This is a genomic window from Rathayibacter sp. SW19 (assembly GCF_030866825.1).
GTDB classification, from domain to species: Bacteria; Actinomycetota; Actinomycetes; order Actinomycetales; family Microbacteriaceae; genus Rathayibacter_A; species Rathayibacter_A soli.
The window spans coordinates 884,052-910,206 of sequence record NZ_CP133020.1; the positions used below are offsets into that span (position 1 = coordinate 884,052).

A 26,155-nucleotide genomic window follows, 5' to 3' on the forward strand; every position below is an offset into this window, starting at 1 on the left:
GAGTCTGGCCTGTGCCCCGTGTCAGCGTTGTGATCCCGGTGTACAGTCGCGAAGATGACATGCTCGGCCGTGCCGTGACCTCCGTTCTTGAACAGACAATGAGCGACTTCGAGATCATAGTCGTCGACGACGGCTCGCCCAGCCCGCACGCACACGTGGCGAGCATGGACCCCAGGATCCGCTACTTTCAACAGCCAAATCGCGGAGTGTCGGCAGCGCGCAACGTTGGTGTGCTCCACGCGCATGCCGAGTTGATCGCGTTTCTTGACCATGATGACGTCTGGCTGCCGACCAAGCTCGAGCAGCAGCTGAGCCTGGTGGCTGAGGAGCCGGACGCCGCGTTCTGGTGCACAGGTTTCATCTGGGTGGACGCCGAATCGGAGATCGCGGCAGAGGCGACACGCCCGACGTATTGGGGCCTCCTGGGCGATCAGATGGTCTTGAACAGCTCTGTGATGGTGCGCAAAGCCGACTACTGGGCGGCCGGCGGATATAGCCCGGTTCTCACACACGCGGAAGACTGGGATCTGTTCCTTCGGCTGTGCCTGGAGAAGCGGGCAGCGGCTGTGGCGACTCCGCTGGTGCGGTACTTCTTGCACTCGGCAAACGCTTCGCACGACTACTACTCTGCAGCGACGGCCAAGTTCGCCATTCTCGCGGAGCACGAGAGGCGCGCAGTGCGTCGAAACGACGTCGGAGCATTGCGCGCCGTGCGCCGCGGTTACAGGTGCACCCGAGAATTGTTCGCCCATCAGGCCATCGATGCCGCGCGCGAAGCGTTGGGCAATCATAATCGCGGCGCGGCCCTGAAGCATTTGGCGCGCGCGAGTCGGTGGAGCCCGCGAGTTGCAGCCACGGCGGTCGGCAAGGCGGTCGGCACGCGAGCGCGGGTCAGTAGCGCGTCCGGCACAGTTCGAACGACGGACTAACGCGCGCTCACTGACACAGCCGTCGTGTAGAGGTTTCGGTACTGCTCGGCGACGCGCGCCCAGGTGAAGGCATCCACATGAGTCCGGCCAGCGGATGCCAGACGATCGCGCAGGGCGCCATCGTTCACGATCGTGTCCAACGCTCGCGCCAATGCGGCGGTGTCCTCCGGATCGACCAGCAGCCCGTCGATCCCGTCGTGAACGAATTCCGGAGCGCCGCCGCGGTCGGTCATGATGAGGGCTGTGCTGCTGCGCCATGCTTCCAGCGCAACTATCCCGAAGGCCTCAATGCGGCTAGGTACGACGAGCGCGCGCGCCTGCGCCATCGCATCCGCCACAGCCTGTGGTTGCAGCCGGCCGAGAAACCGCACGCGGTCACCCACACCGCGGTCCGCCGCCAGCGCGGTGAGGGCCGACCGTTCCGGGCCGTCGCCGCCGATGAGAAGACGATAGGTGTCGTGCACCCCCGACCGCGCGTAGGCCTCGATCAGCAGGTCGAAGCCTTTCATTTTGCCCAGTCGTCCGACCCCGAGCAGGTACGGATCGTCGTCCAGCCTGGGAGCGGCCGGATCGGGCCGCACGTCGAGGTCGACTCCGTTGGGCACCACGACGCCCGTGCGTAACCCGTATGACTCGCGCAGGTCGCCCAGCACATATTCGGATGGCGCGGTCACGAATACCGCCTTGGTAAGTGCTTTGCTGAGGGAGGTGCGGAGGAGCTGCGATCTGCGGTAGGCGCCGTTGTCGTCGGCGAGGGTTTCGCCGTGGCCGGTCACAGCCAGCGGAGCGCCCGTGCGGTCGTGCAGCCTGAGCGCGTACACCCCGTTGGGCCCGAAGCAGTGCACGTGGAGCAGGTCTGGTTTGAACTGTGTGTATGCCCGCCGCCAGCGTATCCACGCTGCGGGTGCTCGAAGCAGGAACCGCGTTAACCCGCCTGCGCTGCGCGAAGGCAACGGTGTGGGCAAGTACCTGACGCGGAGGCCGTCGACCTTCTGTTCGCCGAGCTGCTGCCCGCGGTCGACTGTCCACACCTCGACGGCCACGCCGAGGCGCGTCAACTGCCGTGCTACTTGGCGAACATGTTCTTCAACGCCGCCGAAATGCGGAAAGTAGGACGACGAGATCAGCGCGATGCGCGGTTTTCGTGCCGCAGTCGCTTCGGACATCACGACCGACGAATGTGATCACTCGACTTTCGCGAACGATGCGCTGTGGGCTTGTCGAGCACCGACCCGAGCAGCTGATGGATGTCGTCGTTTGCATCGCCGCCTCTGGGTTGAACCCCATCGCCTGCCGGCTCGGTAGCGGTCTGCTCGCCGGGCTCGGTCAGCAGAGTCCAGTTTCCACCACCGTCGCTCGGCACCGGGCTTGCCGGCTGCGGCATCACGCCGTCGCCGGAGGTGTCTACATCGGTCAGGTAACTTTTGCGGTACGCGTATGCGTATGGAGATGCATCGACTCCGCGCAGCGGCACCCGGTTGAGCACCACCCCAAGAGTGCGCCCGCGCGCCTTGTGCAGCGCCTCCAGCGCCTTTTCCGCCAGCTCGTACGTCGTCTTTCCGGCTCGTGTCACCAGCAGCGCACCATCGGCCTGGTGGGCAAGCACGGCCGCATCGGTGACCGACAATAGGGGCGGTGCGTCGATGATCACGATGCCGTCTGTGGCAAGTTCGCCGAGCAGTGCGCGCATCCGAGCTGATCCGAGCACTTCGCTCGGGTTGGGGGGTGTGCTCCCGGCTGTCAGAACCAAAAGGTTCGGTACGCCTGGCGCCTGCTGCAGGACCTCCGCGAGGCGCACCCGGCCGGCCAGAACGTCCGCCAGCCCGGCCCCGCCCGGAAGCCCTAAGTTCTTCGCGACGGTCGATCGGCGCAAGTCTCCATCGACCAGAATCACTGGCGACCCGGTGGCAGCCAACGTCTTGGCAAGTTCGCACGCGATCCGGGACTTGCCGTCACCTGGCAACGGGCTCGTGATCACGATGGTGCGCGGCGGGTTGTCCACGTCGACGAACTGCAGGTTGGTTCGCATCGTGCGCAGCGCTTCCGAGTACGCGAATGTTGCATCGCGTGCACTCGAGCGCCCCGTCGAGTCACGGTTTTTGTCGGCGACGAGAGGAATCGTCCCCACGACGGCGACTCCGAGCTTCTGATCGATCGCGTCACCGGGCCGGATGCGTCGATCGGACGCCGCCCGGATCAGCGCAAACGCGATTCCGAACCCCAGGCCGACCACGCCACCGACGGTGAGCGCCAACTTGACGTCGGGCGAGATCGGGGAGTGTGGCAGTGCCGCCGGGTCGCCGAGGAGTACGTTCACGGGCGCTGACCCCGGCTTGCCGTTGCCGTCGACCTGGTCGATGGTCGCCTGCAGGCCTCGGATCCAGGCGCCCGCCAGGGCTTGCGCGGCGGCGGGCGATGCAGCCTTTGCCTGCACCTGGAGAATGGACGTGTTGGTGGGGTTGGTGACAGTGATCTGGCCGACCAGGCTCTCCGGCGTGGCACTCAGCTTCAGCTCGCTGATGGCGTGCTGTGCGACCGACCGCCATGAGGCCAGGTCGGTGAACGATGCCACATAGGACTGTGTGATCGCGTTGCTCTGCCCGGGAGCGATCGTCTGCGTCTGTCCCGGGGTGGCGGGCTCGGTGGTCGGCACGATGGTGATGTATGCGGATGCGGAGGTCTCATACACCCGCGGCTGCATGGCGGCCCACGCCGCCGCGATTCCGACGCCGAGAACCGTCAAAAGAACGATGGCCGCCCAGCGCCGGCGCAGGCCGTGTAAATAGTCGCGTAGCTCCATACCGTCCCCCATCCAGTGTTCCAAGGCCGCGGCCGCGGCATACGTCAGTCAATGCTAGAGCAACACCGGGTGAGCGGTCGCTGAATGACCTAGGGCGGCTGTACCGCCAGGGCGCTTCCGCCCCGGTATCCTGGGTCCATGTGCGCCAGCCGCCCGCCCGCCAATGGCGCGACACCAGCCGATGGCGCGACGCCCGTCTATCACGTGATCACTCCCGGCGACCACTATTCACCCGAGACGGGTTCCGCCATCCCGACCGTTGTGCACGGGCTGGCGACAGCGGCAGCAGTCCGCGAGGCGAACGTTCGCTTTCCGCAACGCGTCGTCGTTCAGGAGGGAACATATCCCCACCGGTACCCGGATGCCGAGGCGCTGGAATACCAGGGCGGGCCGCCGCCCTCACGTCGCGAACGCATCGCCGATGCCGGTCTCAGCCGTCTCGGCGTGCCGCGCAGGTATGCGGCGCGAGCCTACCGGCCGATCGCCGAACTTCTGCGCACCGCGCCCGCCGGGATTGTCGTCGCACATAACGGTGCTGCCCTGGTGCGCCTGCTGCGCGACACTGATCACCGCGTCGTCTTGTATGCGCACAATAACCTGTTCCGGTCATACTCTGCGATCGAGGCCGCTCGAACTGCGGATGCGTGCGATCGCGTAATCTGCGTCAGTCGCTTTCTCCGCGATGACCTGGCGCGACGCGTGCCGCTTCGATCACAAGATCGCTTCCGCGTGGTCACGAACGGTGTGGACGCGCAGCAGTTCGCGCCCGGTCCGGCGCAGCAGAGCGGCACGATGCGGGTGGCATTTATTGGCAGGGTTGTTTCTGAGAAGGGGCCGGACGTGCTTCTCCGGGCCGCGAACCTATTGCAGCGCGATGACCTGGAGTTCACGATCATCGGCAGCCAGGGCTTCGATCGAAACGCGCCGTTGTCACCGTATGAGCAGGAGTTGCGCCAGCTGGCGGGCGCGGACCCACGGGTGCACTTTGAACCGTTTACCGACAGGGCCGCGCTCCCTGAGCGGATGCGAGATTTCGATGTGCTCGTCGTGCCGTCTCGCTGGCCCGAACCGTGGGCGCTCACGGTCGGCGAGGGGATGGCGAGCGGGCTCGTCGTCGTTGCGGCGGCAATCGGCGGCATCCCGGAACAGGTCGGCGACTCCGGCGTCCTGGTTGCGCCGGACGACCCACCCGCGCTCGCGCGAGCGCTTCTGGCGCTCGCCGACGATCCAGGTGCACGCCGCGAGTACGGGCGCAGTGCCCGCGAGAACGCGGTGCGTCAGGACTGGTCGTCGTCGTGGGGGCAGTTCGAAGCCGTCATTTCAGAACTGGCGTGGCGGCCATCATGAAACGCGGGTCGGAGGTGCGCGCAACGGGGGAAGCCGGCGACCAGCCGGCGACGTCCAGGGACAAGGTATCCGTCATCATCCCGCTCTTCAACGGAGATGCCTTTATCGAGCAGACGATTCGGTGCGTCTTGAACCAGACTCATCGGAACCTCGAAGTCATTGTCGTCGACGACGGGTCGACGGATGGCGGTGTAGAGATTGTTCGCCGGCTCCTGGCGGATGAGCGCGTTGCGCTTGTGCTGAAACCGCACGCGGGCATCGGCGCAACGCGGAATGTCGGGTTGGCATGGGCGGATTCGTCGAGTGCATATGTCTTGTTCCTCGACCAAGACGACAAGCTGGAGCGCGATCTTGTTGCCGGCCTCGTGCACCGGCTCGCGCGCCGACCGGATGCGGTCGGCGGCCACGCGATCGCCGACGACATCGATTCCGCCGACCGTGCGATCGGCGACGGTTCCTTCGCCGGACTGATGCGCAGCCGTCGCCGGTTGAGCGGTGGCCGCATGGCTACTGCGCCCTCCGACACCGACGTCGTCTGGCCGGAAATCTTCCCCGCGAACAACCTGTATCCGCCGAGCGCGGTTCTCCTGCGATACCGTGACGTGGTTGCAGTTGGCGGGTTCGACCCTCGCTATGCCGTGGCCGACGATTGGGATCTGATGTTGCGCCTGCTTCGTCGTGGGCCGTTTGTGTCATGGGATGATGTGCAAGTCGGCTACCGACGGTACGACGGCAACGCATCAGGCGACCATGGCCGCAACGTGCGCGAGACCCGCGCGGTCTGGGCCACCACGTACTACTCTGCCGCGAACACGCGCGGAGACCGTGCACTTCTGCGGCGGTGGTGGCGCGCACATCAATGGGCGACCGCACACAGAAAATTTAGTGAGGCTCGAGCTTTGCTGATGAAGCTGCAGTTTGCGCGCGCTATCGGGCGGGCAGCGGATGCCGCGGCGCACGTTGCGCTGCTGACCCCGTGGCGGCGGTGGCGCTTGCCCGATGCAGCCGGCGACCTCGCCGACCGCGTGGCGCCCCTCGGCCGCCGTGAGCGCGGAGGCGACTCGACGGAATGAGCAGCGCCGAGGCCGATCCGCCCGGCGCAGGCCGCTAGGCTCGTGCGAGGTCGCAACGAAACGCAGGAGGACGGCAGTATGCCCGTGGAGTTTGCAGTGCGCGTGCTCGACACCGTGGTCGGCGTCGAACTCGACGGCGCGCTGTCCGCAGACCTGCATGCGTCGATCCTCGCTCAGTGGGCGCATCTGCGGGTCAGCCCTGACGGCCGCACGCCGGCGCAACGGTGGCGGCTGATGCTGACGGGCGCGGACACGTCGAACATCGGTGACGTGGTGCCCGTTGTGGCCAGCGATGAAGAGTCTGCCGCAGACCAGCTCGCCACCGAACTCACGCTGGCCGGCTTGCGTGCGCTCGCGGGCAAGGCATTTCTGGTTCATGCGGCAGGGCTCGCCCTCGACGACGGGCGAGTCGTGGCGTTCGTCGGGCCGTCCGGCCGCGGCAAGACGACGCTGGCGCGTCATTTGGGCTCTGACTTCGGATACGTGTCCGATGAGACTATTGCGTTTCGGAGCGACTTGAGTGTCGTCCCCTACCCGAAACCCCTGTCGATCGGATCACGACCCGGTGTGAAACAGTTGTACTCGCCTGTCGAACTCGGGCTGCGACCCGCGACCGGCCCGCTTCGTCTCGGAGCGCTGGTTCTGCTCGAGCGGGATGCCGCCGTCACCGAGCCTCGGGTGGAAGCCGTTCCACTTGCCGAGGCTCTCGGCGAACTTGTGCCGCAGATGAGCTCGCTCGCACGAATTCCCGACCCGCTTCACGGCCTCGCCGATGTCATTGCGGCCACGGGAGGGGTGCGGCGGTTGGTCTACGGCGGCGCGGAGGACCTGCGGGCGTTAGTCTCCACGATCCTGCGGACCCGCGGAGGCACGCATGCCCGGACGGACCCGAGTGTCGGTGAGATACCAGTCGAGGCCCCGACAGGAACGATCGCGCGCGCGCCATACGTCGATGCGCTCGACATCGACGACCAACTCGCAGTGCTCGCTACGCATCGGCTGCACATCCTCGACGGGATCGGTCCAGCACTGTGGTGCGCATCCGATGGGGTTTCGATCGCACAGTTGGAGACGCGGATCGCATCCATCTACGGCCCGAGACCCGACGGAACCACCGGCGCGGCTGTTGCGGAGGCTATCGAGCAGCTCGTCGCGGCTGGGATACTGCATGTTGGATAGGCGGGCCGGCACGCATCCGAAAATCAAGACCCGCCGCTCGACCGGCCGCAGCCGTATTCGCGTCGGCGAGCGCCTTCGCCCCCACGCAAATGCCCGCGATGACGAATGGGATCGACACCTGCGCGGCCACCCAGAACAGATCGAACTGCGCTTGCACGATACGGCTGGCCACCGCAGTGACAGCCAGTGCGCCATAGAGCGGATCCATCCGCCACAGCACGATCAGAACTCCGACCCACATGAGCACGAATGCGGCCAAACCGACCACGCCGGACTCGGCAAGCACCTCGAGTTCACCCTGCGGAGGTTGATACGGCAGGATCGGATCGACATACCAGAAACGCAATCCGTGGCCGAAGATGGGCGAGTGTTTCCAATACGCGTAGACCTCGCGCACCCAGTTCAGTCTCTGGAAGAACGAATTGAACTTGTTCTGCGACTGCACCTGGTCGGAGACGGTCAAGATGACCAGCCACGTCGCAGGGATGAGCAGGAGGAGAACCCAGCGCGAGTGCCCGGTTGTGCGGCCGCGCCAAGCGACGATCACCACCGCGATGATAAGGCCGATGATCGCCTGTCGCGACTGGGTGAACAGCACACCGATGACGAGCACCGTGAGCGAGATTCTCGCCCAGCGCCGGGTGAGCGCAGCCCACGGCGGGTTGACATACACGATGAGTGCGGCGAATGCCATGGCGGTGCCCGCGAAATTCTTGTGCATCGGGTACGGCCATGGCGGGTATACGCCCGTGAAGTCGCCGTGCGCGAACTTCACCAAGCCCGCGACGATCGTGATGGCGGCGAGGGCGCAGCCGGTGGCGACCATCAGCTTGAACGCGAGCCCAGCGTGCCCGGCCCGGCCGAGTGCCCAGCCGACGACGAGGGCACCGGAGATCAGCAGCCAGGCATGGAACCATTCGACCGTGTTCTGAACGTACGGGTTGACGAGCACCGTGATGAGGGTGGCGAACTGGTAGATCGCGTTGAGCCATAGCAGAGCCCGCAGCTCGCGGCTGAACGGTCGAGTGCCGAGCAGCACTGCAGTGCCGAACGCTGCAGCCAGCGCCGCATCCGACACTGTGAGGGTGCTGCCCCCGCCGCCAATTCGCTGCACCACAAACAGTGCCGGCATTGCCATCAGCGCGATCGCAAGCGGCCGGGCGGCGGTCAACGCGGCCCCGATCGCCAGTAGGGCCACGACGACGGCCATGGTGACCCCGCTTGCGCTTTGGGTCGTCAGTGCTTTGTTGCTGCCCAGTAGCACTGTGATCGCGACGGCGGCGCCCATCGCGATCAGAACCCAGCGCCACGCACCAGCCCACCAGGCGGCGAGCCGGTCGACGCGGTCTTGCGCGCGAGCACTGCGGGATGTCATCTGTGGGTCTCCACGCTCTAGTATCGCAAGTGCTGAACGGTCTGTCGCGCCCACCCCCAGGGCGGACGCTCAGGATGCGGAATCGTCAGTGCCATCACCTACCCCGCTGAGCAGTCCTTCGTTGGAAAGCGATGCGACCACATCCATCACTGTGGCGTCAGCATCGGACGGCACGTCCGTCATCCGTTCCGCCACACGCGCGGTGAGCGTTGCGAAGTCGCCGTCGGTCGCAAGCTCGTCCCAGATGACCGCAGCGGGCCCCCCGAGCACGATGATCGGGCCGGACGGCATCCGTGCGACATAGGCAGTGTCGTCGAGCGTCATCCACGCGACGCCCGGCGCGGGCCGGGCGGACGTCATGATCGCGTCTTCCGCCCGCTCACGGCCTGTCTCAGTGCTGTCACGGGGCGGCCGAAAAACTCGCGCACGATCTCGGTGCGTGTCGGACGGCGGCCGAGAACGTGCGTCAAATGCTCGACATTGACCGCCGGTGCGCGCGCGACGATGCGCGCGGCCTCGAAGAAATTCGGGGCTGCGCGCACGCGGGCACGCCATTCTGCCGCGCGGGATCCCCCGCTGGTGATGACCTTCCACAGCGGATACGTTCGGGCGGAGCGCCAGTGCTCGAGATCACCCGTCGCCGCAGCGAATGCCACGTCGGCGTGAAGCTGCGCGACGAGTTGCCTGACGTCCGTGCGAAGCTGCTCGTCAGCATCCGCCCACAGAGGCGCGACAGCGCCGGGAGGCGTTGTGCGCGCCGCGTTCAGCAACAGGATCATCGCCTGGGCCGTCACCGCAGGGACAGCCCCGTCGACACCCGCAATGTCAGTGGTCGAGCGGCCCGCCCACAGCAGGTCGAAGGCCGCCGACGGATCTTCCTCAATGCCTGGGAAGAGTCGGTGCAGATCGAGATACCCCCAGAACTCGTGCAGATACGTCTGTGCATGGCCGAATGGCGAGCCATAGGTGAATGTGCTGTAGACGCTCCAGCCGTTCAATCGCAATGCAGCGTCGAACCGGGCGACGTGAGCGGGACGTACAAGGATGTCAACGTCGGTGCCTGACCGGACGACCGGGCGCAGCGCGGTGTCAACGGCGTCTCCTTTGATGTGAAGGATGTCTGCTCCGACGCGGTCGGCGACTGACTGCGCGGCCGCTCGGCCCAGTCGCAGACGAACTGCGAGGGGGATTTCGACGGTCGGCGCCTGCACGGTGCTCAGCATATCGGCCCGCGCGGCGGTGATGCCGGTCGTTGGCCGGGTAGCGAGGAACGAGAGTATCGGGATCCCCTATGAGGTGTCTTGGTCTCGATACGCTCGCCCTTCGGCAAGCTCAGGGACAGGCGCTCGCTACTCGACCACCGACGCTCGCTACTCACCGCCGACGCTCGCCGATGCTCCCTACTCGACCACCGACATCCGTCGCTTGCCGGTAGTCTTGGCCGAATGAGCGGTGGGGAGCAGCGACGCACTCGCCGCCGCGGCATTTCACCCTGGTGGCACCTGCTGACCGCGTTGGTGGTGCTGGCGCTCGTGCAGTCGTTCCTGGTGAAGCTGTATCAGGTGCCCTCCGGCTCGATGGAGCAGACGCTGCAGGTCGGCGACCGCATTCTCGTGAACAGACTCGCCTACCTTGGATCGGAGCCCGCGCGCGGCGACGTCGTGGTCTTCGCCGGCGACCAAGCCTGGGGGCTGGCCGCGCACAGCCAGCCGTTCAGCATCGTCACGGCCGTCAAATGGGTGGGCGGGCTCTTCGGAATCGGGCCAGGCACCGACTACACCCTCGTGAAACGGGTCATCGGCCAACCGGGCGACACGGTTGCGTGCTGTGACGCTCAGGGTCGGGTTCAGGTGAACGGCAAGCCGCTCGCTGAGCCGTACGTGTACCAGAACTCCGCATTCCAGCCGGGCGTGCTCGACTGCTCGACGAAGCCGGCGTCCACGCGATGCTTCGGCTCGATTCTCGTGCCGCAGGGCGAGTATCTGGTGCTCGGCGACCACCGGTCGGACTCCGACGACTCGGTCGCCGCTTGTCGCGGGTCGACGGATGCTCCACCCGGCTGCGCTCGCTTCGTTCCTGGCAAGCAGGTGGTTGGCAGAGCGTTCTTCGTCGCACTGCCACCCGGGCGCTTCGGGTCCGTCGGATAGGCGCGGTGGTGTTCGCCGCCCTACTGAACGGCCGCGCGGCGGCGCCTGCGCGCATCCGCTCGCAGGTGAATGAGCGCGATGATGCTGCCGCCAATGAGTGCTCCGGCAGTGTTCGCGATCACATCGCCCACCGAGGCGAACCGATGCGGCAGGAAGAACTTCTGGCAAAGCTCGATGCCAACCGATAGCACGAACCCGGCCGCGACCGATGTCCACCACAGGCGTGGTGCTACGGAGAGGGCGATGAGCGCTCCGAGCGGCACGAACATGACGGCATTTGCACCGGATTCGACAAAGCCGTAGTCCACCCACCCGGGGAACCCGACGTGATGGAGTTCGCCCAGGATGCGCATCAACTGTGCGTCGAATGGGCGATCCACGGGCGTCGGCCAAAACGTGATGATCAGAATCACGAGTACGCAGGCGCCGAGAACCCAGCGGGTGACGATCTGCGTGCGAGGATTCACGGGGCTAGAGCCTACTGGAGCGCGTCTCGAGTGGGCTGACCACGCTGCATAGCTGGCTGCGGAGTGGTGGGTTGCTGGTTGCGGGAGTCGCTGAGAAGCTGCCTTCGCGCATCTCCGCGTAGCTGCCGTGTTGCTGCGCCTTTGCTGCGTGCTTGATGTGTAACGCCCTCAACTTGTTCTGGTTGAATAGCGGGATGCCTCACGCAGCAGAGACCCGGCGATCGACGCGTCACAATCGCCGACCCCGAAAGCGACTCATTGCGCGCTGGTGGTTTTGGGCGATCATCGTGGTGGTGCTCGTGGTCGTCGCTGTCGGGGCGTGGGTCGGTGTGCGTGGCCTTCAGGCGAAGAAGGATCTTGAGGCGGCGATACCGTTGGCGTCAACGGTCAAGTCACAATTGCTTGCGAAGAACGTTGCCGGGGCACAGCGCACACTCGAATCATTGAGGCCCAAAGTCGCGGATGCCAAGCGCCTCACCGGTGATTTCGTATGGCGTGCCGCCGAACTCGTGCCGGTGGTCGGCAGCAATCTAACCGCGATGCGCAAGCTGGCGGATGCGACGGATCTCGTCGTCAACGGCGCCGTGCAACCCCTGCTGACCGTCGGCGATCTTCTCGATCCTGCCACGTTCAAACCCGTCAACGGTGCAATAAACATCGCGCCACTCAGCAAGGCTGTTCCAGCATTCAAACAAGCGGATGCTGCCCTCCAGACCGCGGTCGCCGAAGCCAAGAGCATTGACACCGGCACCACCATCGGCCAGGTGACCGCGGCCAAGGTCAAGTTCGTGGCGCTCCTGGATCAGATCGCGCCGACGGTGAACACACTGAACACGATCCTGCCGCTGCTGCCGCGCGCTCTCGGCGCCGACGGTGCCCGGCACTATGTCGTGGTCTTCCAGAACACGGCGGAAATGCGCGCGTTGGGCGGCACAGTACTGTCCAGCACCTTGGCGACAGTCGACAACGGCAAGATCTCCATGAGCCAAACCGTCCCTGCCGGCGAATATGTGCACTACGGTCAATCCGTGATCCCCGTGCCCGATGGGGTTGAGCAGTTGTACCCTGGGGCGTTCGGCACGTTCATAGCCAACGCCACAGTGCGACCGAGTTTCGAATCGACCGCGCAGATCACCAAGGTGATGTGGAAAGACCAGTTCGGCGTGAACGTCGACGGCGTCATCTCCATCGACCCGACCGCGCTGAGCTATGTGATGCGTGCGCTCGGCCCCGTTCCGATCGCCAGCGGTGATGTGCTCACCAGCGGCAACCTCGTGCCACTACTGCTCAACCAGGTCTACCTGCGCTATCCGAAGGATGGCGCGGCGCAGGACGCGATCTACGCTGAGTCCGTCGACGCTGTTTTCGCGCGGCTGTCGGGCGGCCAAGTCGACCCGAAGGCGCTCCTGGCAGCGGCAACCCAAGGTTGGAAGGAACACCGCCTGCTCTTCTGGAGCGCCGACGCATCCGAGCAGAAACAGCTCGTCGCAGCGGACCTCAGCGGGCCGTTGCCGGTCAGCGACGCGCGCACCGATCGCGTCGGCGTGTATTTTCAGGATGCCGTCGGCTCGAAGCTGGACTTCTACCTCAAGCAGTCTGTGACGCTGGCGCAAGGCCAGTGCCGCAGCGACGGCAAGGAGAACTATCGCGTCACCGTAACCATGACCAACACGGCACCGGCAAATGCTGCGGATACGTTGGGACGGTCGATCTTGGGCAACTACGAGCGAGAGAGCGTTCCGGCCGGCGTGATCAAGCTGCACCTCATGCTGTATGCGCCGCCTGGTTCGACGGTATCGGCGGTATCGGTTGGAGGCGCGTCCGTTCCGGTGACGCCATACCATGACACGACGTATCCGGTTTCGATGATCACGACCCAGTTCGCACCCGGCGCCAGTCAGACCGTGACGTTCGATGTCGTGGCCGGCACGCCGGGAGCCAGGACGCTCGCCGCACAGGTGACGCCGTTGATCTCCCCAACGCAGATCACGACGGCGAAGCTCGACTGCTCGACCGTTCAGGGGAAGTAGCGCATCCTCCTTGGTCGGATGGTGCACTCACCGCTGGTCGAGTAGCGCATGAGCGCCAGCGAATACGCGTATCGAGGCCTGCCGCGCGTTGCGTCGATACGCTTGCTCGTCGACTCTGCTCAGGGACCGAAAGCTCGCGGGCTACTCGACCAGCGGGCGGTATTGAGCCGAAACTTTGCACCCGTCATACTTTGCTTTACCCACGTGCGCCGGACCGACACAATAGGGGGAGTGTCGGCATCCGGTCGACTTGACGCGAGGGGGCAGCAATGGCAGGTTTTGACGACATCGCGAAGTCGGTTGGCGGCTTCGTGGAAGAGAACAAAGACAAAATCGGTGAGGCGCTGAAGAGCGAGCAGGCCGAGGGCATCAGCGACAAGATCCTCGACGGGGCTGAAGAGGCCGCGAACAAGGTCACCGGTGACAAGTTCAAGGATCAGATCGGCGGCGCCCGCGACGCGGCGGACAAGGCCGTCGGCAACGAATAGCCTGTCGCTCGCGACCGTTGATGTTGCAATGTGGAGGGGCCGTGCACGTTGTGCGCGGCCCCTCCGCTCGTTCGGATGTCGGCGGCATCGACGGATGGCCGAGCGGTCGAGTGATGGTGGAGAGGCACCATCACTCGACCGCTCGGCCATCGCTCGGAAACGGCGCAGGGCGGAAACATGTCAAGGGACAGGGCGAGTGCCAGGGAGGCGGGGCCGTCCGGGCGCGCTGCCGGGCTTTCTCGCCCTCCACAGGAAAGACTGCTCGGCCCAGTTCACCGATACGTGCCGTGGCGCTTGGAGCCGCGAGCGAGTCGGACAGACTCGATGGCATGAGCGGATTGATCAGGGTGCACGATCTCGTCGATCAAGGAAATGACGGGCGCGCAATTCGGCGGAGTGCCGCGCATGGCGACTTGAAGTACATCGAGCGAGGTCAGTATCTTCCTACACGCGAATGGAACGAGTTGGACGCCGACACCCAGTACCGCTTGCGCATCCACGCCTTCGCGGAAGCGGCGCGCACGACGCAGGTGTTCTCACACTGGTCCGCGTTGGCGCTCTGGGGTTACCCGACTATCACGCGCTGGCCGAGCGCGGTGCATGTAACGCTTGGCCTTGGTAACGGCCAGCGTTCGTCGAATCGTGTTGCGAGGCACATCAGTGATCTACCCGACGACGATGTGGTTGAGCACGACGGACTATACGTCACATCACCGGTGCGAACCCTCGTTGACTTAGCGAGAATCGCACCGTTCGCCAACGGGGTTGCTGCCATCGACCGTGCATTGGCGCGAGTCGGTACGAACCTTGGCACGGCGCCACCTGTTGAACGCGGCGAACTGATCGAACGCGCTGAGCGCTTGGACGGCCACCTCGGTATTCGTCGGTTGAGGAGTGTCATCGAATTTGCTGACGGACGATCTGGTTCGCCGGGCGAGTCACACAGTCGGGTGCAAATAGCTCGTTTGCGACTGCCGAAGCCTGAGCTGCAGTTCGAAATCACCGACCTGGACGGACGCACCTGGCACAGTGACTTCGGCTGGCCGAAGTACCGGCAGCTCGGCGAGTTCGATGGCATGGCCAAGTACACCCGCAACAGGTATCTGAAGGGCAAGGATGTCGCGGAGGTCGTGATCGAGGAAAAGTTGCGCGAGGATGCCATCCGCCTCGCGAGCGGGTTCGGCATGGTGCGCTGGATCTCGTCCGTGGCATACGACCTTGTGAAGCTCAGGCGGCTGCTGGTCGCGGCCGGGCTGCGCATCGAATGACCGGCGAGCGTGTGGCCGGGGAGCGGATTGCCCGGCGACGATGCTCACAGATGGGCGAGCGGTCGAATGATGGTGAAGAGGCGGCATCATTCGACCGCTTGACCATCGCTCGGTGGAGACGAGGGGCCCACAAACAGGGCGCGACACGCCCGGGTTGCAACACGGGCGAATCTCTGACAGAATCTTCTAGTTCAACATTTCGTTTGTCGGGTGCATCTGTGCCCGCGAATCGGATCACTGCCAGGCAGTGCATAGTCGCCCCAGTCGGTCAGCATCATCGCATTCAGCAATGTCATGCTCATCGTCACCAGGGTTCAGGCTAGGCCGCGGGTAGCAGAACTTGTACTGAGGAGGCCCGCCAGGGCCGTCTCGAAGTACTCAGCTTAATCAACACTCGAGAAAACGTGGTTCTGCCATGTCTTCGTTCGGGCCGGGAATCCTCGCGGAACTCGTGCTCGAGACGTGTGTTGACACGGGCATTGACAGAAGAACAGTGGTGCGACACCTGTAGTGCCCATACGTTTCGCAACGCATGCGTCCAATGCGAGTGCGGTCCCACAGCCAGAACGGTCCACAGCCAGAACGGTCCACAAACCAGAACGGTCCGAAAACCACAAGGCTGCGGGAACCGCGTCGTAAGACGCCCAAAAGAGAGAGAGTCAGACATGGCGGGACAGAAGATCCGCATTCGACTTAAGTCGTATGACCACGAGATCATCGACACCTCGGCACGCAAGATCGTCGACACGGTCACCCGCGCGGGTGCAACCGTCGTCGGCCCCGTGCCGCTTCCGACCGAGAAGAACGTGATCTGCGTCATCCGTTCGCCGCACAAGTACAAGGACAGCCGGGAGCACTTCGAAATGCGCACCCACAAGCGTCTGATCGACATCATCGATCCGACCCCGAAGGCTGTCGACTCGCTTATGCGCCTCGACCTTCCTGCCGATGTCAACATCGAGATCAAGCTGTAGGGGTACCGATGCCAAACACTAATTCTTCTGCTACGGCGACCAAGACCGTCAAGGGCCTTCTCGGAACGAAGCTCGGCATGACCCAGGTGTGGGACGAGAACAACAAACTCGTCCCGGTCACCGTTATCGAGGTCGGCACGAACGTCGTGACCCAGTTGCGCACCCCTGAGGTCGACGGCTACAAGGCCGTGCAGATCGCCTACGGCCAGATCGACCCGCGCAAGGCGAACAAGCCGTCGACCGGCCACTTCGAGGCCGCCGGCGTCACGCCGCGCCGTCATCTGACCGAACTGCGCACAGCGGATGCCGCTGACTACAGCCTCGGACAAGAACTGACCGCAGAATCCACCTTTGAGCCCGGCGAGCGCATCGACGTCGTCGGCACCTCAAAGGGCAAGGGCTTCGCCGGTGTCATGAAGCGCCACAACTTCAAAGGTGTTTCTTCTTCCCACGGTTCGCACCGCAACCACCGCAAGCCCGGTTCGATTGGTGCTTCTTCGACACCGAGCCGCGTCTTCAAAGGCATGCGTATGGCCGGCCGGATGGGTGGCGATCGCGTAACCGTGCTCAACCTGACCGTTCAGGCGATCGACGCCGAGAAGGGTCTGCTGCTGGTCAAGGGCGCCGTTCCCGGTGCACGCGGCCGCATCGTTTTCGTTCGCAACGCAGTGAAGGGGGCGTAACACTCATGCCTGATTCAGAGAACACCGGTTCAGAGAACACCGCTTCAGACAACACAGCTGCGGAGAACACCGCCACGACGCTGGATGTCATCGACGTCACGGGCGCGAAGGCAGGCTCCGTTGAGCTGCCCGCCGCACTGTTCGACGTGCAGGTCAACGTTCCGCTGATCCACCAGGTCGTCGTCGCTCAGCTTGCCGCTGCCCGTCAGGGCACGCACAAGGTCAAGGGCCGCGGCGAAGTTTCCGGTGCAGGGCGCAAGCCGTTCAAGCAGAAGGGAACCGGTCGTGCCCGTCAGGGTTCGATCCGTGCCCCGCAGATGACCGGTGGTGGCATCGTCCACGGGCCGACGCCGCGCAGTTATGCGCAGCGCACCCCCAAGAAGATGATCGCAGCGGCCCTGCTCGGCTCGCTCAGCGACCGCGCCCGCGGCGCCCGGCTGCACGTCGTCGAATCCCTCGCCCTCGGTGAGACCCCGTCGACGAAGGCCGTCATCACGTTGCTCGACCAGATCGCGATCTCGCGTCACGTTCTCGTCGTGCTCGAGCGCGGCGACGAGATCAGCCTCAAGAGCGTGCGCAACATCCCGACCGTTCACACGCTGACCTACGACCAGCTGAACGCCTACGACGTGCTGGTCAGTGACGACATCGTCTTCACGAAGGCAGCGCTCGACGGGTTCATCGCGTCGAAGACCAAGGAAGAGGTGGTCGCATAATGCCCGCCATCAACAAGGACCCGCGCGATATCATCATCGCCCCGGTGGTTTCCGAGAAGAGCTACAGCCTGATCGACGAAGGCAAGTACACCTTCGTCGTCGACCCGCGCTCGAACAAGACCGAGATCAAGCTCGCAATCGAGAAGATCTTCAAGGTCAAGGTCGCATCGGTGAACACGCTGAACCGTCAGGGCAAGGCGACCCGCACGAAGTTCGGGATCGGCAAGCGCAAGGACACCAAGCGCGCCATCGTCACGCTCAAGTCCGGCTCGATCGACATCTTCACGGCTGTCGGCTAGGGAGCATAAGGAACAACAATGGCTATTCGTAAATACAAGCCCACGACCCCGGGTCGTCGCGGATCTTCCGTCGCAGATTTTGCGGAGATCACCCGTTCGACCCCGGAGAAGTCGCTGCTTCGCCCCCTCTCCAAGACCGGTGGACGCAACAACCAGGGCCGCATCACCACGCGTCACATCGGTGGCGGCCACAAGCGTCAGTACCGCGTCATCGACTTCCGTCGCAATGACAAAGACGGTGTCGACGCCAAGGTTGCGCACATCGAGTACGACCCGAACCGCACGGCGCGCATCGCGCTGCTGCACTACGTGGACGGCACCAAGCGTTACATCCTTGCCCCCGAGAAGCTGTCGCAGGGCGACATCGTCGAGTCGGGCGCCAGTGCGGACATCAAGCCGGGCAACAACCTGCCGCTGAAGAACATCCCCACCGGTACCGTGATCCACGCGATCGAACTGAAGCCGGGCGGCGGTGCCAAGCTGGCCCGCTCAGCCGGGGCATCCGTTCGTCTCGTGGCGAAGGACGGCCCGTACGCGCAGTTGCGTCTGCCCTCCGGCGAAATCCGGAATGTGGATGCCCGCTGCCGCGCCACCGTCGGCGAGGTCGGCAACGCCGAGCAGTCGAACATCAACTGGGGCAAGGCCGGCCGCAACCGCTGGAAGGGCATCCGCCCGACCGTTCGCGGTGTCGCCATGAACCCGGTCGACCACCCGCACGGTGGTGGTGAGGGCAAGACCTCCGGTGGACGCCACCCGGTCAGCCCGTGGGGCCAGAAGGAAGGCCGCACTCGCCATCCCAACAAGGAAAGCGACAAGCTCATCGTCCGCCGCCGCACTGCCTCGAAGAAGCGCAAGTAGGCCAGGGAATAGGAACCGTAGAAGATGCCACGCAGTCTGAAAAAGGGCCCCTTTGTCGACGAGCACTTGCTTCGCAAGGTGATCTCGGCGAATGAAGCCAGCAGCAAGAACGTGATCAAGACCTGGTCACGTCGCTCGATGATCGTCCCCGCCATGCTGGGTCACACCATCGCAGTGCACGACGGTCGCAAGCACATCCCGGTGTTCGTCACCGAGTCCATGGTCGGACACAAGCTCGGCGAGTTTGCCCCGACCCGCACCTTCCGAGGTCACGTGAAGGACGACAAGAAGGGTCGTCGCCGCTAAGCGCGGGGACGAAAAGGAGGAGAAAGAAATGGTGGAGTCGATCGCACGCGTGCGTCACATCCGCGTTACGCCTCAGAAGGCCCGTCGCGTCGTCAACCTGATCCGCGGCAAGCAGGCCGTCGAGGCCCTGGCCATCCTGAAGTTCGCACCCCAGGGCGCGAGCGAGCCGGTTTACAAGCTCGTCGCATCGGCGATGGCCAACGCGCGAGTCAAAGCCGACAACTCGAACACCTACCTGGACGAGCAGGACCTGTACGTGAGCCAGGCATTCGTCGACGAGGGAACGACCCTCAAGCGTTTCCAGCCCCGCGCTCAGGGACGCGCATTCCAGATTTTGAAGCGCACGAGCCACATCACGGTCGTTGTCTCAACACCGGAAGCGGTTGAAGAGGTTGCTGCAACAAGCCGCCCTTCGGCAAGCTCAGGGACCGGAAGAACAGCGCGCAGCGACAAGAAGGCGAGCAAGTAATGGGTCAGAAAGTCAATCCATACGGCTTCCGTCTGGGAATCACCACCGACCACGTGTCGCGCTGGTTCTCGGACAGCACGAAGCCGGGTCAGCGTTACGCGGACTTCGTGGCGGAGGACGTCAAGATCCGCCGCCTGCTCGCCAAGCAGCTGGACCGCGCCGGCGTTTCGCGCATCGAGATCGAGCGCACCCGCGACCGTGTCCGTGTCGACATCCACACGGCCCGCCCGGGCATTGTGATCGGCCGCCGCGGCGCCGAGGCCGAGCGCATCCGTGCCGACCTCGAGAAGCTCACCGGCAAGCAGATCCAGCTGAACATCCTCGAGGTCAAGAACCCCGAAGCGGATGCCCAACTCGTCGCCCAGGGCATCGCCGAGCAACTCTCCGCTCGCGTCGCATTCCGTCGCGCGATGCGCAAGGGTCTGCAGGGCGCTCAGCGCGCAGGGGCCAAGGGTGTGCGCATCCAGGTCTCCGGTCGCCTCGGCGGCGCCGAGATGAGCCGGTCGGAGTTCTACCGCGAGGGTCGTGTGCCGCTTCACACGCTGCGCGCGAACATCGACTACGGCTTCTACGAGGCCAAGACCACCTTCGGCCGCATCGGCGTGAAGGTCTGGATCTACAAGGGTGACATCACCAACAAGGAACTTGCTCGCGAGCAGGCCGGCGCCAAGTCGTCCCGCCCCGAGCGCAGCGACCGCCCGCGTCGTGCGCCCCGTGCGCAGGAGAACGCACCGGTTGCAGAAGGGGCTGGTCTCTAATCATGTTGATTCCACGTAGAGTCAAGCACCGAAAGCAGCACCACCCGGGCCGCACCGGTCAGGCGACCGGCGGCACGAAGGTGTCGTTCGGTGAGTTCGGCATTCAGGCGCTGACACCCGCATATGTGACCAACCGTCAGATCGAGTCCGCTCGTATCGCCATGACGCGGCACATCAAGCGCGGTGGAAAGGTGTGGATCAACATCTACCCCGACCGCCCGATTACGAAGAAGCCGGCTGAGACCCGCATGGGTTCCGGCAAGGGCTCACCCGAGTGGTGGGTCGCAAACGTCAAGCCGGGTCGCGTGCTGTTCGAGGTCGCCGGCGTCGATGAGACGCTGGCGCGCGAGGCACTGACCCGTGCCATCCACAAGCTGCCCCTCAAGGCACGCATCATCAAGCGCGAGGAGGGCGACGCATAATGGCGATCGGATCCAAAGAACTCACACCCGACGACCTTGACACCTTTGACGAAGAGAAGCTCGCCGAAGAGTTGAAGAAGGCCAAGGAAGAGTTGTTCAACCTGCGCTTCCAGTCCGCAACCGGCCAGCTCGAGAGCCACGGCCGCTTGCGTGCCGTCAAGCGTGACATCGCTCGGATCTACACCGTGATTCGCGAACGCGAGCTCGGCATCCGGGCCACACCGCTCGTGGCCGAAACCCCAGCGAAGCCCGCCAAAAAGGCGAAGAAGGCTGCCGCGAAGGCCGAGGCGCCTGCTGCTGATGCGCAGGCAGACGACGTTGCAACCGAAGCATCCGCTGAAGCAACCACTGAAGCAACCACCGAAGAGACCAAGGAGGCGTGAACATGGCTGCACAGGACACCACCGCTGCAACCCCAGCTGCCCCGGTAGAAGGCAAGCCCGCAACCGGGTCGAGCGCGCGCGACGTCAAAGACACCGCTGCACGCAACTACCGCAAGTCACGCCGCGGATACGTCGTCAGCGACAAGATGGACAAGACCATCGTTGTCGAGGTCGAAGACCGCGTGAAGCACCCGTTGTACGGCAAGGTCATCCGCCGCACCTCCAAGGTGAAGGTGCACGACGAGCAGAACAGCGCCGGCATCGGCGACCTGGTCGTCATCAACGAGACCCGTCCGTTGAGTGCCACCAAGCGCTGGCGCCTCGTCGAGATTCTCGAGAAGGCCAAGTAAGCCCCGGCTTGCTTGAGAAGAGGACACAGAAATGCTTCAGCAGGAATCACGAGTCAAGGTCGCCGACAACACCGGCGCCAAGGAGCTCCTGACCATTCGCGTGCTCGGCGGCTCCGGCCGCCGTTACGCCGGTCTGGGCGACGTCATCGTCGCCACCGTCAAGGATGCAATCCCCGGCGGCAACGTGAAGAAGGGTGACGTCGTCAAGGCAGTCATCGTTCGCACGGTCAAGCAGACCCGTCGCGCGGACGGCTCGTACATCAAGTTCGATGAGAACGCCGCAGTGATCTTGAAGAGCGACGGCGACCCCCGTGGCACGCGCATCTTCGGGCCGGTCGGTCGCGAGCTTCGCGACAAGAAGTTCATGAAGATCATCTCGTTGGCACCGGAGGTTATCTAAGTCATGGCGAACATCAAGAAGGGTGACCTGGTTCAGGTCATCACGGGCGCGACCGAGGAGCGCGGTGGATACCGCGGCAAGCAGGGTCGCGTGATCGAGGTGCAGGTCGAGAAAAACCGCGTCATCGTCGAGGGCGTCAACTACGTCAAGAAGCACGTCAAGGTCGGACAGACGCAGCGCGGCTCAACGACGGGCGGCATCGAGACGCACGAGGCACCGATCCACATCTCGAATGTGGCCGTGGTGGACCCCGAGACCAAGAAGCCGACCCGCGTCGGCCACCGCAACGAGACGGTAACGAAGGACGGCGTCACAAAGACGGTCCGCGTTCGTTACGCGAAGAAGTCAGGTAAGGACCTGTAATGAGCGAGACTGCAACTGCTGCGACGACTGGTTCGGTGTCTGCCAAGACAGCCCAGCCGCGCCTGAAGCAGAAGTACAAGAGCGAAATCCTTCCGCAATTGCAGAAGGACTTCGGGTTCACCAACGTGCACCAGGTCCCCGGCCTCGTCAAGGTCGTGGTGAACACCGGTGTCGGTGACGCCGCGCGCGACGGCAAGGTCATGGACGGTGCCATCGCGGACCTCACCAAGATCACCGGTCAGAAGCCGCAGGTCACCAAGGCACGTCAGTCGATCGCGCAGTTCAAGCTGCGTGAGGGTCAGCCGATCGGCGCCCACGTGACGATGCGCGGCGACCGGGCCTGGGAGTTCCTCGACCGCCTGCTGTCGCTGGCGCTTCCGCGCATTCGCGACTTCCGTGGGCTGAGCGACAAGCAGTTCGACGGTAACGGCAACTACACGTTCGGTCTTCAGGAGCAGGCTGTGTTCCACGAGATCGACCAGGACAAGATCGACCGCGTCCGTGGCTTCGACATCACCGTCGTCACCACGGCGAAGAACGACGACGAGGGTCGCGCGCTGCTGAAGGCGCTCGGCTTCCCGTTCAAGCAGGCTGATAACAACTAAACAGATCTCGAGAGCGCAGTCTCGGGTCTCGATACGGTCAGATCTCGATACGGTCGCAGGGCGACCTACTCGATCACCAGACCTACTCGACCACCGGGAGCGCGTTTCGATCACCGGGGTGAGCACATGCTCACTCCGACACCATCGAAGGTCGGTCGTCGTGTAACGGCGCTCGAAACCTGATGAACAAAGGAAAGACACTTTCATGACAATGACAGATCCGGTCGCAGACATGCTGACCAGACTGCGGAACGCCAACTCGGCGCACCACGACACCGTTTCGATGCCGCACTCGAAGTTGAAGTCTCACATCGCTGAGATCCTCAAGCGCGAGGGCTACATCGCTGACTGGTCTGTTGCAGATGCGCGCGTCGGAAAGACGCTCACACTGGACCTCAAGTTCGGACCGAACCGCGAACGCTCGATCTCGGGCATCAAGCGCGTGTCCAAGCCGGGCCTGCGCGTATACGCGAAGTCGACGGAGATCCCCACGGTGATGGGCGGCCTTGGCGTCGCAATCCTGTCCACCTCCTCCGGTCTGCTCACAGACCGCCAGGCCGATAAGAAGGGCGTGGGTGGGGAAGTCCTCGCCTACGTGTGGTAACCACGTCATGTCGCGTATTGGAAGACTGCCCATCGACATCCCAGCCGGGGTCGATGTGAAGATCGACGGCCAAGCCGTCACCGTCAAGGGCCCGAAGGGCGAGCTGTCGCTCGTCGTCGCCAGCCCCATCGAGGCCCGGTTGCAAGAGAACCAGGTTCTCGTGACCCGCCCGGATGACGAGCGCGAATCGCGTTCGCTCCACGGCCTCACTCGCACCCTCATCAACAACCAGATCATCGGGGTCACCCAGGGGTACTCCAAGGGTCTGGAGATCGTCGGCACCGGTTACCGTGTCGCGCAGAAGGGCAGCGGCGTCGAGTTCGCGCTCGGCTTTTCGCACCCGGTCAACGTCGAGCCGCCGGCAGGCATCAGCTTCACGGTTGAGGGCAACAACAAGCTCACTGTGACCGGCATCGACAAGCAGGCCGTCGGTGAGGTCGCCGCGAACATCCGCAAGATTCGCAAGCCGGAGCCGTACAAGGGCAAGGGCATCCGCTATGCCGGCGAAGTTGTTCGCCGCAAGGCCGGAAAGAGTGGTAAGTAAGCATGGCTATCAAGACCAAATCAGCCGCGCGTAGCCGCAGGCACGCCCGTCTCCGCAAGAAGATCGTCGGCACGGAGGTTCGCCCTCGCCTGGTGGTCACCCGTTCGGCACGGCACATGTTCGTGCAGGTCGTCGACGACAGCAAGGGTTTCACCCTCGTGTCGGCATCGACGCTCGAAGCGGACCTGCGCACCTTCGACGGTGACAAGACCGCCAAGGCCCACAAGGTCGGTGAGCTCGTCGCCGAGCGTGCGAAGCAGGCCGGTATCGACGCTGTCGTGTTCGACCGCGGCGGAAACAAATACGCGGGACGCGTTGCTGCCCTCGCTGACGGAGCTCGAGAGGGTGGATTGGACCTGTGAGCACTGTGTCAGATAACACTGCGCCGACTAACGGCGTGCCCACAAAGGACGAAACGAAGGAGCAGGACGTGGCCGCTGCCCAGACGACGGATGCGCCGACCAGCGCCGCCCGAACCGGCGCCGCTCAGGCCAGTGCCGCTCAGGCCAGCGCTGAGCCGGTCGTGGAGAAGCCGGTTGAGACTGCTGCCGGGAGCGACACGACAAGCCGTGACAACGCGCGCGACAACCGTCGCGGCGGTGGCGGCGGTGGCCGTGACCGCAACCAGGGCGGTCGTGACCGCGGCGGTCGCGACTCGGACAAGAGCCAGTTTCTTGAGCGCGTCGTCACTATCAACCGTGTCTCCAAGGTGGTCAAGGGCGGTCGTCGCTTCAGTTTCACCGCGCTGGTCGTCGTGGGAGACGGCAACGGAATGGTCGGGGTCGGCTACGGCAAGGCCCGCGAGGTTCCGCTCGCCATCTCGAAGGGCGTCGAAGAGGCGAAGAAGAACTTCTTCCGCGTGCCCCGCGTCGACAAGACGATCCCGCACCCCGTGCAGGGCGAGGCTGCTGCAGGCGTCGTGCTTCTGCGCCCCGCCGCAGCGGGTACCGGTGTCATCGCCGGCGGCCCCGTGCGCGCCGTGCTCGAGTGTGCAGGCATCCACGACGTGCTGAGCAAGTCGCTGGGGTCCTCCAACACGATCAACATCGTGCACGCGACCGTCACGGCACTCAAGCAGCTCGAAGAACCTCGTGCAGTTGCCGCCCGTCGTGGTCTCGACTACGACCAGGTTGCCCCGGCACGTTTGCTGCGGATCGAAGCTCAAGCCGCAGAGGCTGCAGCTGCGGCTCGCCAGGGCGCAGTGAAGGAAGGTGTCTGATGGCTCGCCTGAAAGTGACACAGATCAAGTCCAAAATTAGTGAGAAGCAGAACCAGCGCGACACCCTTCGTAGTCTGGGCCTGCACCGCATCGGCGACGTGGTCGTGCGCGAGGACAACTCGCAGAACCGCGGATACGTGCGTACTGTAGCTCACCTGGTGAAGGTCGAGGAGATTGACTAATGCCCGAAGATAAAGAGACTGCGGCCAAGGCCCCAGCCGACAAGAAGAAGACTGCCCCCAAGGCTGCTTCGGACAAGCCCACCGCCGAGAAGAAGGCTTCTGCCGACAAGAAGACTCCTGCCGAGAAGAAGGCTTCTGCTGAGAAGAAGGCTTCTGCTGACAAGAAGTCAGCGGAGAAGGCTCCTGCCGAGAAGAAGGCCGCAGCGAAGGATGCCGCGGCCGCATCGGCAAGCGCGGCGAGCGTTGCATCCGAGGCGAAGGCCCCTTCGACAAGCTCAGGGACCGCCGCTTCGGCAAGCTCAGGGACCGGCCCTTCGGCAAGCTCAGGGACCGCGAAGAAGAAGAAGGCCGAGCCCGCTGAGACCCGCGAGCACGTGCTCAAGGTTCATCACCTGCGCCCGGCTCCTGGTGCCAAGAAGGACCGCACTCGCGTCGGACGCGGTGAGGGCTCGAAGGGTAAGACGGCCGGTCGTGGAACCAAGGGAACCAAGGCGCGCTACCAGGTGCGCCCCGGCTTCCAGGGCGGGCAGCTGCCCTTCCACATGCGTGCGCCGAAGCTGCGCGGGTTCAAGAACCCGTTCCGCGTCGAGTACCAGGTCGTCAACCTCCAGAAGCTGGCCGAGCTGTACCCGGCCGGCGGGGATGTCACCATCACCGACCTGGTGTCAAAGGGCGCCGTTCGCAAGAACGAGAAGGTCAAGGTTCTCGGTACCGGCGACATTGCGGTTAAGCTGAATGTTGCAGTCGACAAGGTCTCCGGCTCTGCTGAGCAGAAGATCGTTGCCGCTGGCGGTTCCGTCAACTAGACCCGAACGGTTGGATTGGACGTTGCAATCCGATCGAACCCGTAAAGTAGTGCAGTCGGGTGGTTGGCATACCCAGCCATCCGACTGCCTCGTTACAGGAAAGCAGGACGC

General features: G+C 64.3%; 34 protein-coding genes. 28 read left to right on the forward strand and 6 right to left on the reverse strand.

All coding sequences use genetic code 11. The features are described from left to right. Window positions 1-11: 11 nt before the first annotated feature. A complete protein-coding gene (locus QU604_RS03975; protein WP_308467499.1) occupies window positions 12-929 on the forward strand; it encodes a glycosyltransferase family 2 protein in 918 nt (305 codons plus the stop codon). Here QU604_RS03975 and QU604_RS03980 read toward each other — a convergent pair. Together QU604_RS03980 and QU604_RS03985 are read right to left on the reverse strand one after the other, a co-directional pair. Continuing rightward, the gene (locus QU604_RS03980; protein WP_308468839.1) at window positions 926-2,095 is read right to left on the reverse strand and encodes a glycosyltransferase family 4 protein; all 1,170 of its coding nucleotides are present in this window, start codon (window positions 2,093-2,095) and stop codon (window positions 926-928) included. The two genes, QU604_RS03975 and QU604_RS03980, sit on opposite strands and share 4 nt — an antisense overlap. Next, a complete protein-coding gene (locus QU604_RS03985) occupies window positions 2,095-3,741 on the reverse strand; it encodes a tyrosine-protein kinase domain-containing protein (RefSeq protein WP_308467500.1) in 1,647 nt (548 codons plus the stop codon). The genes QU604_RS03980 and QU604_RS03985 overlap by 1 nt, the downstream gene beginning before the upstream one ends. Before the next feature lie 126 nt (window positions 3,742-3,867). Here QU604_RS03985 and QU604_RS03990 point away from each other — a divergent pair, with 126 nt between their 5' ends. From QU604_RS03990 to QU604_RS04000, 3 genes are all read left to right on the forward strand, one after another. Further along, entirely contained in the window at window positions 3,868-5,076 is a 1,209-nt protein-coding gene (locus tag QU604_RS03990) for a glycosyltransferase family 4 protein (protein WP_308467501.1), read from the forward strand. After that, on the forward strand, window positions 5,073-6,149 hold the full coding sequence (locus QU604_RS03995; protein WP_308467502.1) for a glycosyltransferase family 2 protein: 1,077 nt from the start codon (window positions 5,073-5,075) through the stop codon (window positions 6,147-6,149). The genes QU604_RS03990 and QU604_RS03995 overlap by 4 nt, the downstream gene beginning before the upstream one ends. A gap of 78 nt (window positions 6,150-6,227) precedes the next feature. After that, window positions 6,228-7,328: a P-loop NTPase family protein gene (locus tag QU604_RS04000; RefSeq protein ID WP_308467503.1), complete on the forward strand. Its 1,101-nt coding sequence runs from the start codon at window positions 6,228-6,230 to the stop codon at window positions 7,326-7,328. On the opposite strand, the gene QU604_RS04005 is transcribed toward QU604_RS04000, so the two are convergent. The 3 genes from QU604_RS04005 to QU604_RS04015 all read right to left on the reverse strand — a co-directional run bounded on the left by QU604_RS04005 (window position 7,285) and on the right by QU604_RS04015 (window position 9,914). Beyond that, window positions 7,285-8,703: an O-antigen ligase family protein gene (locus QU604_RS04005; RefSeq protein WP_308467504.1), complete on the reverse strand. Its 1,419-nt coding sequence runs from the start codon at window positions 8,701-8,703 to the stop codon at window positions 7,285-7,287. The genes QU604_RS04000 and QU604_RS04005 overlap by 44 nt on opposite strands. 69 nt (window positions 8,704-8,772) lie before the next feature. Beyond that, window positions 8,773-9,063 (reverse strand): PqqD family peptide modification chaperone, encoded by a 291-nt coding sequence (locus tag QU604_RS04010; RefSeq protein ID WP_308467505.1) that lies wholly within the window; start codon window positions 9,061-9,063, stop codon window positions 8,773-8,775. Then, on the reverse strand, window positions 9,060-9,914 hold the full coding sequence (locus tag QU604_RS04015; RefSeq protein WP_308467506.1) for a nucleotidyltransferase family protein: 855 nt from the start codon (window positions 9,912-9,914) through the stop codon (window positions 9,060-9,062). Before QU604_RS04015 ends, QU604_RS04010 begins: the two co-directional genes overlap by 4 nt. A gap of 234 nt (window positions 9,915-10,148) precedes the next feature. Between QU604_RS04015 and lepB the strand changes: the two genes are divergently transcribed. Next, a complete protein-coding gene (gene lepB / locus QU604_RS04020) occupies window positions 10,149-10,850 on the forward strand; it encodes a signal peptidase I (protein ID WP_308467507.1) in 702 nt (233 codons plus the stop codon). Window positions 10,851-10,870: 20 nt separating this feature from the next. Here the strand turns inward: lepB and QU604_RS04025 are convergent, their stop codons facing one another. Next, on the reverse strand, window positions 10,871-11,317 hold the full coding sequence (locus tag QU604_RS04025; protein WP_308467508.1) for a VanZ family protein: 447 nt from the start codon (window positions 11,315-11,317) through the stop codon (window positions 10,871-10,873). Window positions 11,318-11,511: 194 nt separating this feature from the next. On the opposite strand from QU604_RS04025, the gene QU604_RS04030 reads away from it, so the two are divergent. The 23 genes from QU604_RS04030 to rplO all read left to right on the forward strand — a co-directional run bounded on the left by QU604_RS04030 (window position 11,512) and on the right by rplO (window position 26,044). After that, window positions 11,512-13,347 (forward strand): DUF4012 domain-containing protein, encoded by a 1,836-nt coding sequence (locus QU604_RS04030; protein WP_308467509.1) that lies wholly within the window; start codon window positions 11,512-11,514, stop codon window positions 13,345-13,347. A 269-nt stretch (window positions 13,348-13,616) separates the two neighbouring features. Then, window positions 13,617-13,835: an Rv0909 family putative TA system antitoxin gene (locus tag QU604_RS04035; RefSeq protein ID WP_308467510.1), complete on the forward strand. Its 219-nt coding sequence runs from the start codon at window positions 13,617-13,619 to the stop codon at window positions 13,833-13,835. Window positions 13,836-14,164: 329 nt separating this feature from the next. Then, the gene (locus tag QU604_RS04040; RefSeq protein WP_308467511.1) at window positions 14,165-15,103 is read left to right on the forward strand and encodes a type IV toxin-antitoxin system AbiEi family antitoxin domain-containing protein; all 939 of its coding nucleotides are present in this window, start codon (window positions 14,165-14,167) and stop codon (window positions 15,101-15,103) included. Between the two features lie 665 nt (window positions 15,104-15,768). After that, window positions 15,769-16,077, forward strand: a complete 309-nt coding sequence (gene rpsJ / locus QU604_RS04045; RefSeq protein ID WP_308467512.1) for a 30S ribosomal protein S10 — start codon at window positions 15,769-15,771, stop codon at window positions 16,075-16,077. An 8-nt stretch (window positions 16,078-16,085) separates the two neighbouring features. Beyond that, window positions 16,086-16,760 carry a 50S ribosomal protein L3 gene (gene rplC, locus QU604_RS04050; RefSeq protein WP_308467513.1) on the forward strand — a complete coding sequence of 225 codons (675 nt, stop codon included), beginning with the start codon at window positions 16,086-16,088 and terminating at the stop codon, window positions 16,758-16,760. A 5-nt stretch (window positions 16,761-16,765) separates the two neighbouring features. After that, the gene (gene rplD / locus QU604_RS04055; protein ID WP_308467514.1) at window positions 16,766-17,476 is read left to right on the forward strand and encodes a 50S ribosomal protein L4; all 711 of its coding nucleotides are present in this window, start codon (window positions 16,766-16,768) and stop codon (window positions 17,474-17,476) included. Further along, the gene (gene rplW / locus QU604_RS04060) at window positions 17,476-17,775 is read left to right on the forward strand and encodes a 50S ribosomal protein L23 (RefSeq protein WP_308467515.1); all 300 of its coding nucleotides are present in this window, start codon (window positions 17,476-17,478) and stop codon (window positions 17,773-17,775) included. The genes rplD and rplW overlap by 1 nt, the downstream gene beginning before the upstream one ends. 18 nt (window positions 17,776-17,793) lie before the next feature. Then, window positions 17,794-18,633 carry a 50S ribosomal protein L2 gene (gene rplB, locus QU604_RS04065; protein WP_308467516.1) on the forward strand — a complete coding sequence of 280 codons (840 nt, stop codon included), beginning with the start codon at window positions 17,794-17,796 and terminating at the stop codon, window positions 18,631-18,633. A gap of 24 nt (window positions 18,634-18,657) precedes the next feature. Next, entirely contained in the window at window positions 18,658-18,939 is a 282-nt protein-coding gene (gene rpsS / locus QU604_RS04070) for a 30S ribosomal protein S19 (protein ID WP_308467517.1), read from the forward strand. Window positions 18,940-18,967: 28 nt separating this feature from the next. Then, entirely contained in the window at window positions 18,968-19,408 is a 441-nt protein-coding gene (gene rplV, locus QU604_RS04075; RefSeq protein ID WP_308467518.1) for a 50S ribosomal protein L22, read from the forward strand. Then, entirely contained in the window at window positions 19,408-20,166 is a 759-nt protein-coding gene (rpsC, locus tag QU604_RS04080) for a 30S ribosomal protein S3 (protein WP_308467519.1), read from the forward strand. The genes rplV and rpsC overlap by 1 nt, the downstream gene beginning before the upstream one ends. Before the next feature lie 2 nt (window positions 20,167-20,168). Continuing rightward, on the forward strand, window positions 20,169-20,588 hold the full coding sequence (gene rplP, locus QU604_RS04085; RefSeq protein ID WP_308467520.1) for a 50S ribosomal protein L16: 420 nt from the start codon (window positions 20,169-20,171) through the stop codon (window positions 20,586-20,588). Then, window positions 20,588-20,971: a 50S ribosomal protein L29 gene (gene rpmC, locus QU604_RS04090; RefSeq protein ID WP_308467521.1), complete on the forward strand. Its 384-nt coding sequence runs from the start codon at window positions 20,588-20,590 to the stop codon at window positions 20,969-20,971. The genes rplP and rpmC overlap by 1 nt, the downstream gene beginning before the upstream one ends. A gap of 2 nt (window positions 20,972-20,973) precedes the next feature. After that, complete coding sequence (gene rpsQ, locus QU604_RS04095) at window positions 20,974-21,321, forward strand: 30S ribosomal protein S17 (protein ID WP_308467522.1); 348 nt, start codon at window positions 20,974-20,976, stop codon at window positions 21,319-21,321. 31 nt (window positions 21,322-21,352) lie between these two features. After that, on the forward strand, window positions 21,353-21,721 hold the full coding sequence (gene rplN / locus QU604_RS04100) for a 50S ribosomal protein L14 (protein WP_308467523.1): 369 nt from the start codon (window positions 21,353-21,355) through the stop codon (window positions 21,719-21,721). A 3-nt stretch (window positions 21,722-21,724) separates the two neighbouring features. Continuing rightward, window positions 21,725-22,084, forward strand: a complete 360-nt coding sequence (gene rplX, locus QU604_RS04105; protein ID WP_308467524.1) for a 50S ribosomal protein L24 — start codon at window positions 21,725-21,727, stop codon at window positions 22,082-22,084. After that, complete coding sequence (gene rplE / locus QU604_RS04110) at window positions 22,084-22,689, forward strand: 50S ribosomal protein L5 (RefSeq protein ID WP_308467525.1); 606 nt, start codon at window positions 22,084-22,086, stop codon at window positions 22,687-22,689. The genes rplX and rplE overlap by 1 nt, the downstream gene beginning before the upstream one ends. Window positions 22,690-22,894: 205 nt before the next feature. Further along, entirely contained in the window at window positions 22,895-23,293 is a 399-nt protein-coding gene (rpsH, locus tag QU604_RS04115; RefSeq protein WP_308467526.1) for a 30S ribosomal protein S8, read from the forward strand. Between the two features lie 7 nt (window positions 23,294-23,300). Further along, window positions 23,301-23,837, forward strand: coding sequence for a 50S ribosomal protein L6 (gene rplF / locus QU604_RS04120; protein WP_308467527.1), 537 nt, complete (start codon window positions 23,301-23,303; stop codon window positions 23,835-23,837). A 2-nt stretch (window positions 23,838-23,839) separates the two neighbouring features. Continuing rightward, window positions 23,840-24,199: a 50S ribosomal protein L18 gene (gene rplR / locus QU604_RS04125; RefSeq protein ID WP_308467528.1), complete on the forward strand. Its 360-nt coding sequence runs from the start codon at window positions 23,840-23,842 to the stop codon at window positions 24,197-24,199. 161 nt (window positions 24,200-24,360) lie between these two features. Further along, window positions 24,361-25,056 carry a 30S ribosomal protein S5 gene (gene rpsE / locus QU604_RS04130; protein ID WP_308468840.1) on the forward strand — a complete coding sequence of 232 codons (696 nt, stop codon included), beginning with the start codon at window positions 24,361-24,363 and terminating at the stop codon, window positions 25,054-25,056. Beyond that, the gene (rpmD, locus tag QU604_RS04135; protein ID WP_308467529.1) at window positions 25,056-25,238 is read left to right on the forward strand and encodes a 50S ribosomal protein L30; all 183 of its coding nucleotides are present in this window, start codon (window positions 25,056-25,058) and stop codon (window positions 25,236-25,238) included. The genes rpsE and rpmD overlap by 1 nt, the downstream gene beginning before the upstream one ends. Next, window positions 25,238-26,044 (forward strand): 50S ribosomal protein L15, encoded by an 807-nt coding sequence (gene rplO / locus QU604_RS04140; RefSeq protein WP_308467530.1) that lies wholly within the window; start codon window positions 25,238-25,240, stop codon window positions 26,042-26,044. The genes rpmD and rplO overlap by 1 nt, the downstream gene beginning before the upstream one ends. Window positions 26,045-26,155: the final 111 nt, after the last annotated feature.